We start from the raw sequence: 7,827 nt of genomic DNA on the forward strand, positions 1-7,827 counted from the left end.
TTAAAAGGCGATCGCCACCTCCGCACCGATCTGGAAGGGCTTACCCAGTTGGATAAACGGATTCCCGAATGACTCGAAATAAAATGCAGAGTAATGGGTGTTCGTTATATTACGGCTCCATAGGTTTACGTTGACGATACCTTTGCGTACGCCTACCTTTGCGTTCACCGTTCCGTAGAATTTCTGGTAGATGTCGTTTCGCTCGGTCCAGAAGATCTTTCCGACACCGCTGAATTGGGCGGAGGCGGAGAATTGGTCTATCCATGCGTTACGGAACAGGCGGGTGTATTGCAGTCCTACGTTGAAGGTATGACGTGGGGTATATGGGATGAAGTTGTTCTTGAAATCCTCTTTCCCATTGTTGTAATCCCGGAACGTAGCATGGGTGAAACCGTAATTAACGTCGGCGGTTAGCCCATCGATGATGCGGGCACGCAAGGAGGCCTCTATACCGTAGCTTTTGGCTTTCCCGGCGTTGGTGAGGATACGGCCGTTGCCGCTGTTCACGAATTTGGTCAACTGCACGTCTTGAATGTCCATATAGAAACCTGTTAATTCTGCGCTTAGGCGTTGGAATAGCAACTCGCTACGGATACCGATCTCGTAGTTCCAGCTTTTCTCCGGTTTGTAGGCGGCTACTTCCTCGATGGGGGTAGGTTCTTTGACCTCGATCGGCATCATGTCCTTGAAAGCGCTCATCATATCGTATTGCATCTGGCTTTGCATCACGTCTGCCGACATTTGTACGTTGTAGCCCCCGGTCTTATAACCTTTCGCTACCGATACGTAAGTGAACGTGTTTGGTGAGCATTCGTACTTTAAAGATATTTTCGGAAGTACTTGCCAGAAGTCTTGGGAGACACTGGCGTCCATCACGGTGGTTGGGATCGGGAAAAGTTTCTCTATGTCGATAACCGGTCCGTTTTCTACGAAGCCGAACCCCATTCTCATCTTAGCCTCAGAATTGTAATCCATCTTTTGCTTCTCGTAATCCAAGCGGATACCGGCGGTAATTGACAGACCTTCCGTGAACAGATTGTTATAAGTGGATTGGTGATACAATGCAAGACCGTAAGAAGGGGTGTCGAAAGAACCCGGAATATAAAGATGATCGTCCAGTATTTTTAGATAGGGCATCTTAGGGTGATCTTTCTTCAATTGATCGAATACGGGCTGGAGAACGGTCTTAATTCCGTCTTCCTTGAAATCGACCGGGCCGTCCGTATGTAGATCATCGTAGAAACCGTAGAGTCCGAAGGACCATTGGTAATTATTCCTCGTGTTGCTCTTGATCGCCAATTCCTCGCTGAAAGCGTTTTGCTTTTGCTTTTGGTTGAGGGTAAAGATCGAGAGAGGGGAGAAGTCTTGATCCATCTTCATGTCATCCTTGAAATATTGATGACCGGTGGTGCTGCTCAGTATCACGTGCTCATTCCGGTATTCGAGGGACAGGTTATTGGCGATGACCGTCCGTTTATAAGAGCTGGGATCGTTGATATTGATAGGATTTACATACTTGTGATCGGTATTTCCGGTTCCGATGAACATACCATATGGAAACGCTCCTTGATCCGTATAATCTACGGAAAGGGAGTAGGAGGTACGGAAGTTTGGATTGAAGCGACCTTCTAACTTGAATCGGCCGCCTACATTGTCTTCCTTATCGATCTTTTTCCCATCGTAGGCATTGGTGTAGAAGCCGTCGCTATGGTCATAGTAAGCGGCAGCGGTGAATCCGATGGTCTCGCTCAACTTAGCATAATGAGAGGCCTTGACTTTATATTGCCCGTAGCTTCCGGCCGATAGGGAGAGTTTCTTTCCTTGGTAATCGAACGGGGAGATGGTATAGATATTTACGATGCCCCCCATGGCGTTACGACCATACAAGGTTCCTTGCGGCCCTCGTAATACCTCGATGCGTTGGATATCGGTCAGCTCGAAATCGAAGGTGCTTTTATCCAGATAAGGCACGTTGTCTACATATAAGCCCACGGATTGTCCGCTACTTCTGGCTCCGATACCGCGGATATAGATGGCCGAGGTTAGTTTTGCCCCATAATCCGGCATGTATAGATTCGGGACGAAAGAACTTATATCCTTTAATGCGTCGATCTGCCTGCCGGAGATCATTTGCGGGGAAAGGATTGATACGGAACCGGGTAACGTACGGAGGTTATTTGTCTCCTTCGTGGATGAGGTCACGATTACCTCACCCATGTTATAGGTTTTTATCGTGTCGTTCTCGTTAGCCTTGATATTCTCGGCGTATACATTTTGCAGCCCCAACGCACCTAGGGCGATGATACCTAAGTAGTGTCTCTTCATCGAATTTCTTTTGTTAGTATATTTTTTCAATCGCGAAGAAACGGTAAAGAAACAGGATGGTCAATCACTAGATGTAGTGATTTTGAAAGCTGGTTTGTTGGCTTCGCTATAGTTCGATATCGTCACCTGAGATGATCCCGTTCATGATGGCGTAGAAGGTGAGGCCGGAAACGGTCTTGATGCCCAGCTTGGCGGTGATGTTCTTACGATGGGTGAGGACGGTGTTCAAGCTGATGTTCAGCTTATCGGCGATCTCTTTATTCGTGATGCCTTTTACGATCAGTTGAAGTACGTCTACCTCACGGCTGGATAGGTCCTTGTTGTTTTCGGTAGTGGTGTTGCCGGAGCTGTCGCTCGTAAATAATTGTTGCAATTGCTCGATAATGGTCTCTTGGGAGGAACGTAACGTGATACGGTTCGTAGACGAGAGCGCCCCGTGTTCTTCGGTGCTGTCGATGAGGAGGGCGGTCTTGTTTCTTCTCGGGAGGAAGAAATCTGCGTTGAGCACAAGGGTATCTGAATCGGTGAAATAGTAATCGTAGGTGTCGCTTCCTGTGGAGGAAAGCATCTCGAAATTTGGAAAATAGCAAACCTCTACCGGGGGGAAGTAGTCGGTCAGCAAGCTTTGCAGCCCAATACTTCTTAGGGTATCAGACAGTATGATCGCTATTTGTTTGTTTCGATGCATTTCAGATCGTTAGATACATAATTTTTCCATGGCCGAGACCATGGGGGTAAGGATTCGATACCGGATCCGGTTGTGTTGTTTGATGTCTTTCTCCAGACTACAGACGGAGAAGAGGACGGCATAACATAAATTCTCGTCGTAATCTCCCGAAAGATGCTTGACCATGATACTTTTTAAGTCGGCTAAAAGGGCCTCGATGGTATCTTCCGTACGTTGCTCGGAGGTGATTTGCAATCCATCGATCGTTCGCGCCGGTTCTTTTCCCAGCTTTTTACTTAACGACATGCAGTAGGGGAACCATATCTTATCATCTTTCTCAATGCGGGCGATGAGTTCTTCCTTGAATGAGGAGAAGAAGCGTCCTATCAATCCAAGAGTAGGATTGCCGGGCGTACTCATCGAGATAAAGGAACCTAGATGGCGTTCTATATTGGGGAGCTGATAACGTAAATAGTATTGGTTCGTCTTTGTCAGGTAATCAATAATCTGCGATGTATGGAAAGTTTGTAACTTCTTCTCCGGAAAATACTCCTCGTTGAGGAAGGTATTGATCACTGTCAATAAAAAGTCCGTATCCAGCGAATGTTCTTCACAGAGCGTCTTCACCGATTTGTCGCCAAGCCCGAGACGAATCCCAAACCGGTTGATTACGGGAATGAGTGAGGGGTGTTCTTCCACCACCTCACTCAATTGCATATTTGGGTATACTAAAGGCATCTTATCAAGCTTGTTCCCATTGTTCACGTAATAACTTGACGGCGGCGGGGACTACCACGTTACGGTCTCCCTGACATCCGCACTCGAAACTTACGTAGTTGTTATAACCAATCATTTTCAATCCCTTGAAGCCATTGATATAGTTATCGGCATCTCCATCCTCACCCGGCATGCTGCGACGTTTGCGGCTGGCCACGTGTACGTGTTGGAGATACTCTCCACCGGAGATAAAGGCTCCCATATCAGAGGTCTCTTCCCATGTCATATGCCAGAAGTCGCCCATGCAACGTACACCCGGATTATTGATATCCCGGCATAAAGAGGCGGCGTCGGCTACTTGACGTAGATAAAAACACTCTTTTCGGTTCAAAGGTTCAAAGATGACGCTAGTCCCATGCTGGGCGGCGAAAGTTCCCATCTCGTTGAATTGCTCGCAAAGGAAATCCCGTGTCTCCATCGTATGAGGCAAGGCGGGGACTTGACCATTAAAGGCAGGAACGATAATCACGCCCGTAGAACCTAATTCACCGGCTGCGGCGATGATCTCTTTCATCGTATCCATGCATTCCTTGCGGATGGCTGGATCGGTAGAAAGAATAAAGCCTTTGAAGCCGGCGCAAATGGCACTCACTTTGATATTACGTCCGTTTAAGGCCTGCTTGATCTCGTTTACCCGGCTGGCTAATCCTCCGCCACCCGGCTCAAAACCTACAACGCCCAACTTCTCCATAAAATCAAGTTTCTCGTTCAAACTTTCACCCGGGGCGATTCCCTCTTGGAAAGAAAGCTTTAATTCAAGGTCCTTGCCGGGCTTGTCGCTCCCTTTTTCTCCTTTGGCAGTGTTTGCCGACTTGGAAGAGCAGGAGGCCAAGGCCGTACTTCCTACCGCTAAAGCAGCGCCGGATAAGGAGGTTCTTAAAAAGTTTCTTCTATTTAATGTCATAAACAGTCTGGATTATTTCTTGTCGATTGGTTTACCCGGAACAGGAACGACGAAGCCGCTCATATCCATCTTTCCTAAGTTCAAATCTTTCGGAGTGTAATCCAATGCTGAGGCAGTCATGGCATCCCAAGTGGTCTCGGCACCCGTGTAAGCGGACTCACGACCCATGATTGCGGCCATATTGGAGATAGCAGTCTCAGAAGCTTGCTCGATTTGTTTACCACCACGGATGCAGTTGATCCAGTTTACATGCTCTAATGTATACGGGTCAGTTTGCTTGAAGTTCGCTTTTTCGGCCTCACTATCATATTTCCAGATAACGTTTCCTGCCAAATCCTTGATCTCCATCGTGTCACTGCTCCATGATCCCTTGGTTCCTTGGATGAATTCGCTTACATTATTTGCACAACCATCTATCTGGCGGCACATACTATGCATATGGATACCATTTTCCATTGTGAAATCAACGCTGAAGTTATCATATTGGTCGCCAGTGATACGACGGTGGCGAGAACCGAAACCTACAGCCTTGACTGGTTTCAATCCGCTGAACCAAGTGAATACATCTATATTATGTACGTGTTGCTCTACGATATGGTCGCCGGAAAGCCATTTCCAGTTTACCCAGTCTTTGATCATATATTCGCAATCGTTCCATCCCGGTTGACGATCCCGATACCAAAGCATATTCTGATTCCAGTAAACCGTACCGCCCGTGATCTCACCGATCAATCCTTCCATGATCTTCTTGTAAGACTCGACATAACTGCGTTGGTGATGGCGTTGAGTACCGGTTACGACACATAAGTTCTTTGCCGCAGCTTGTTTTGCGGTAGCCATAATGGTACGGTAACCAACCGGATCAACACAGATAGGTTTCTCTAAGAAGGAATGTTTGCCCTTTTCTGTGGCGTATTGGAAATGAACTGGACGGAATACGGGAGGAGTGGCGACGATCACTACATCTACACCGCTATCAATCACTTGTTTGTATGCATCCAAGCCGACGAAACGTTTATCAGCCGGTACATCAATTCCTTTCTCATCTTTTAATTTCTTTGCCAAATCATCGACACGTTCTTGGAACGTATCGCCTAAAGCCACGATCGTAACGCCGTTCGCAGCGTTCAAGAAGTTAAAAGCGGCTCCGGAACCACGTCCGCCACAACCGATTACACCAGCTTTTAGTTCTTTTCCATCAGTCGCCAGATCTGGTAATTCGGGCACGTAATAAGTACCGGGTTCTTTCAAAGGCTTTATTGCGTTCGCACTTTCACCTCCACCACAAGAAGTTAATACACCAACTGTACTACCTGTTCCAATTGCTCCAAGCGCACCCGCTAGGGCTGAACTTTTCAGAAATGATCTTCTGCTAATGCTGTTCTCTTTTTTCATGATATTATTTTTTAGACACTATTTATTAGGTTCACATACAACACGGAAACCGATTCCTCTGATATCGGAGTACCACCAGATACTCTTCGGTTGTTGCGGATCGGTTTTTAACCAAGCTTCATGTTTGGTATAATCACGGGAAGCGCAGCGAAGATCTGCCGCATCGGAGGTGTAATTACCGCCTCTCACTACCCACTCAGTACCTTCGGTAACCAATGGATCTGTGGCGCTACTTCCGCTTTTAGCGTAAGCTTCAGGATCATACTTGTCGGCACAATATTCCATTACATTACCCAACATATTCTTTAAACCAAAGGGATTGGCTTTTACTAAATCCGGTTCTTGCGTCTTGTTTTTGCTGTTCTTGCTATAAATCACATAAGAACCTATACTATCAGTCTTTGCGTCGAAAAATTTACGCCAGAAGCCTTGATCGGAGAAATCTTTTGGATTGCCCGTAAAGAAATAAGGCGTTTCCGTGCCGCCACGTGCCGCATATTCCCATTCCGCCTCGGTCGGTAAACGATAAGTCTTTCCTGTTTTCTTGGATAACCATTGGCAGAAAGTCTCGGCCGCATAATGAGTCATTGTAATAGCCGGGCGATCTCCACCACCCCAGCCTTGATCCGGAAAACCGAACGGAGGTGTAGGACCGGAGATGGCATCGACATTCGGATTACTGTTATTTGCGTATACGGTCTCTGGAGGGGTACGGCCCTCACTCATCGTATTCCCATAGAAAGCCCAGTATTGATCCCAAGTCACCTCGACCTCAGCCATGAAAAACGGACTGACAGTTACGTTGTGTACAGGCGACTCATCTGCTTTATGAAATGCCTCTTTTTCCTCACTACCCATTTTGAATGAACCTCCGGGGATAGCAATCATCTTGAATGAGACCATTGTTCCGGGAATTTGTTCTACATAGTCGGTGAAAGAGGTAACTGTAGTTGGTTCCTTAAAAAACAAACTGGTATCCGAAGATGCCCCGGATGTATTTTGTCCTGGTATACCAACCATCTTGGAGTGATTGTAGTTCGGATTGTAATGTCCTGCATCCAAATGGCAACTAATACATTGTAGATCTAGCTTTTTCTCATTCTCATCATAATATAAATGTGCCGTTACACCATCATCGGTAATTCCTTCGGGGAATAAGTTCTGATGGCACTCCTTACAAGATTCATTGGGGATATATTTAACGGCGTGTTCCAACTCGGACTTAGTTTCCCAATTGAAATCCGCGCTGTCTTTAGTCAAGTATGACCAAACATCTTTCATACCCAATTTAGCCTTTGCGCTATAATGTTTCCAAGTATTTGTTTGGGGTGGGAGGTGACAAGCTACGCAATGTGTCTTAACGCCACTTCCATTATTTACATGCTTGGAAAGTTTCCAACTGTTTTCTACGTGAGGATGCACGTGGCACATCATACAAGATTCATCTGTCGAGAAATATACAGATGTTTTATAAAGGGCGATCATAATCCCAGCTCCCAAAAATAATCCGAGGCACAGGATAAACGCCTTACTTTTGAAAAAATACTTTTTCCTCTCAGACGAGTATCGATTTGAAAATTTGTTAGTTGTCATCTGTTTCTATGGTATACGATTTACACTAAGTCTCAATTAGATTTAAAATCGGCAATAAAAGTAGTATATTCCTTTATATATTGAAAGAAAAAATAGTCTCTTTAACGAAAAATGTTGTCTTATTTACGCTTTTTTATCGGCTCACCCGATAAACCTGGGGGATTAA

Annotated in this window: 6 protein-coding genes; all 6 read right to left on the minus strand. The window is 46.0% G+C overall.

Features of this window, described 5'->3' with window-relative positions; translation table 11 throughout:
* The 6 genes from DWX84_RS07610 to DWX84_RS07635 all read right to left on the minus strand — a co-directional run bounded on the left by DWX84_RS07610 (position 1) and on the right by DWX84_RS07635 (position 7,661).
* On the minus strand, positions 1–2,325 hold the full coding sequence (locus DWX84_RS07610) for a TonB-dependent receptor (protein ID WP_005868592.1): 2,325 nt from the start codon (positions 2,323–2,325) through the stop codon (positions 1–3).
* A 106-nt stretch (positions 2,326–2,431) separates the two neighbouring features.
* Positions 2,432–3,013, minus strand: coding sequence for a LuxR C-terminal-related transcriptional regulator (locus tag DWX84_RS07615; protein WP_005868594.1), 582 nt, complete (start codon positions 3,011–3,013; stop codon positions 2,432–2,434).
* A gap of 9 nt (positions 3,014–3,022) precedes the next feature.
* Positions 3,023–3,709, minus strand: coding sequence for a hypothetical protein (locus tag DWX84_RS07620; protein WP_005868596.1), 687 nt, complete (start codon positions 3,707–3,709; stop codon positions 3,023–3,025).
* 25 nt (positions 3,710–3,734) lie between these two features.
* Positions 3,735–4,673 (minus strand): sugar phosphate isomerase/epimerase, encoded by a 939-nt coding sequence (locus tag DWX84_RS07625; RefSeq protein WP_005858715.1) that lies wholly within the window; start codon positions 4,671–4,673, stop codon positions 3,735–3,737.
* 12 nt (positions 4,674–4,685) lie between these two features.
* A complete protein-coding gene (locus DWX84_RS07630; RefSeq protein WP_005858713.1) occupies positions 4,686–6,068 on the minus strand; it encodes a Gfo/Idh/MocA family oxidoreductase in 1,383 nt (460 codons plus the stop codon).
* An 18-nt stretch (positions 6,069–6,086) separates the two neighbouring features.
* Positions 6,087–7,661, minus strand: a complete 1,575-nt coding sequence (locus DWX84_RS07635; protein ID WP_005858711.1) for an SUMF1/EgtB/PvdO family nonheme iron enzyme — start codon at positions 7,659–7,661, stop codon at positions 6,087–6,089.
* Between the last annotated feature and the right edge of the window lie 166 nt (positions 7,662–7,827).

The organism is Parabacteroides sp. AF21-43 (genome assembly GCF_003635435.1).
Lineage (GTDB): Bacteria > Bacteroidota > Bacteroidia > Bacteroidales > Tannerellaceae > Parabacteroides > Parabacteroides distasonis.

What these genes read in the sequence shown, in the direction of transcription:
- DWX84_RS07625 (WP_005858715.1), bottom strand. Translation starts at nt 4,673, where the DNA reads ATGACATTAAATAGAAGAAACTTTTTAAGAACCTCCTTATCCGGCGCT.
- DWX84_RS07615 (WP_005868594.1), bottom strand. Translation starts at nt 3,013, where the DNA reads ATGCATCGAAACAAACAAATAGCGATCATACTGTCTGATACCCTAAGA.
- DWX84_RS07635 (WP_005858711.1), bottom strand. Translation starts at nt 7,661, where the DNA reads ATGACAACTAACAAATTTTCAAATCGATACTCGTCTGAGAGGAAAAAG.
- DWX84_RS07630 (WP_005858713.1), bottom strand. Translation starts at nt 6,068, where the DNA reads ATGAAAAAAGAGAACAGCATTAGCAGAAGATCATTTCTGAAAAGTTCA.
- DWX84_RS07620 (WP_005868596.1), bottom strand. Translation starts at nt 3,709, where the DNA reads ATGCAATTGAGTGAGGTGGTGGAAGAACACCCCTCACTCATTCCCGTA.
- DWX84_RS07610 (WP_005868592.1), bottom strand. Translation starts at nt 2,325, where the DNA reads ATGAAGAGACACTACTTAGGTATCATCGCCCTAGGTGCGTTGGGGCTG.